Genomic DNA, 1430 nt, shown 5'->3' with positions numbered 1-1430 from the left:
CTGGGCGGCCGATGACATACACGCTTCACCGCCTCGCCCCCGGCAGCTACGATCTCATCCTCAACGGCGAGATCGTCGGCAGTGTGGTGCGTGCGGCCTCAATCGATGGCGGCGCCCCTATCTGGCATGCCGAGTTGCTGGATGATCCGCCATCCGAGAAGCGACCGCATCCATTTAGCAAGATTGACCATATCTTCGGGAGGCTCCAGGCAGTCACGGCTTGGCTCGACAATGGCGAAATCATCGATCGCATACGCAGTCCAACGCCGGAATTACCGCGCCTATGAAACAATCTTATAAATTTGAATTGTAAATATAATTCAAGTAGTACGATGGTGACGGTTCCGTTATTTCGAGAATTGAGTTTTGTATGATAATCTTCGTACCGTTAGAATAAGAACGGAATTTGAATGTCTGAAATCTCTGAAAGTCAAGTGCTCGGTTTCCTCGGACTCGCTGCCGATATCACCTCCGCTTACGTGTCCAACAACTCAATTCGGCCAACCGATCTGCCGGACCTGATCCGCTCCATCCACACGGCACTCGGCAGCCTTGCTAGCGGTGCGGCACAGGCGTCCAAAGAAGCTGAGGTCGAAAGGCCGACTGCTGCTCAGATCCGGAAGTCCTTGACGCCGGACGGCATCGTCAGCTTCCTCGACGGCAAGAGCTACAAGACCCTGAAGCGTCACCTGACGGGCCACGGTCTTAATCCCCAGAGCTACCGTCAGCGCTACGGCCTACCGGCCGACTACCCGATGGTCGCCCCGTCCTACGCCGCCATACGCTCGAAGCTGGCCAAGTCGATCGGCCTCGGCAGGATTGCCGAACGCATCGATGAAGAGCAGCGCAAAGGGAAGGGTCGCAAGAAGGCTGCCTGAGCGCTCAAAGCTACAAGGAGGCTGTTGTCTCATGCGCCGCAACGAGATGCCCTACACCCTCGTGCCGGGCTCTTGCTGCGCGATTCATGTAGATCACGTCAAAGGGTGATATATCGTCTTCTTGGAAATCCTCAGCAAATGAGACCGGAGGAGATGGGTGTCTAGAGCTTAACACCCATTTCGCCCACCGATGTGATCGGCGCTGAGCAATGCGCTGCTGCCAGTTCAGAATACCCCGCCTAGTGCCTTCGTGTATGCGCATTCGGATGTTCTTGGCTGACGATGAGCAACCTGCTCCGGCAATTCTATATGCCGGAGCAGGTGAAAGGGTTGCCGAAAATTTGTACTGAGATGTGCAATTATCCCGGCTACCGCAATATTTTTAGAAAAGACATTAACAACTGGCAAGAAACGATTGTGGCTACTAGAGCGTTTTCCACGATCCCTGAGTCGTTGCGGCGAGGTGAGCGTTGATCCCTGAAGGTTCGTCAGGGAGATCGCCATGGCCCGTGCCTACAGTCACGATCTGCGCATTCGCGTCCTGGACGCAGT

At 55.1% G+C, this 1430-nt stretch carries 3 protein-coding genes; all 3 read left to right on the top strand.

Annotated features, from left to right (window positions below; genetic code table 11):
- Window positions 1-287 (top strand): hypothetical protein (locus J7U37_RS24760; RefSeq protein ID WP_247637474.1); only part of this gene is annotated, 287 nt, incomplete at its 5' end.
- 123 nt (window positions 288-410) lie between these two features.
- Window positions 411-878, top strand: coding sequence for a MucR family transcriptional regulator (locus J7U37_RS24755; protein WP_056483068.1), 468 nt, complete (start codon window positions 411-413; stop codon window positions 876-878).
- Window positions 879-1160: 282 nt separating this feature from the next.
- Window positions 1161-1352 (top strand): hypothetical protein, encoded by a 192-nt coding sequence (locus J7U37_RS24750; RefSeq protein WP_247637473.1) that lies wholly within the window; start codon window positions 1161-1163, stop codon window positions 1350-1352.
- Window positions 1353-1430: the final 78 nt, after the last annotated feature.

The organism is Methylobacterium sp. 37f, assembly GCF_023093475.1.
GTDB lineage: Bacteria > Pseudomonadota > Alphaproteobacteria > Rhizobiales > Beijerinckiaceae > Methylobacterium.
Note: the sequence above shows the minus strand (reverse complement) of the source record. Positions and strands in the feature narration are given on the sequence as shown.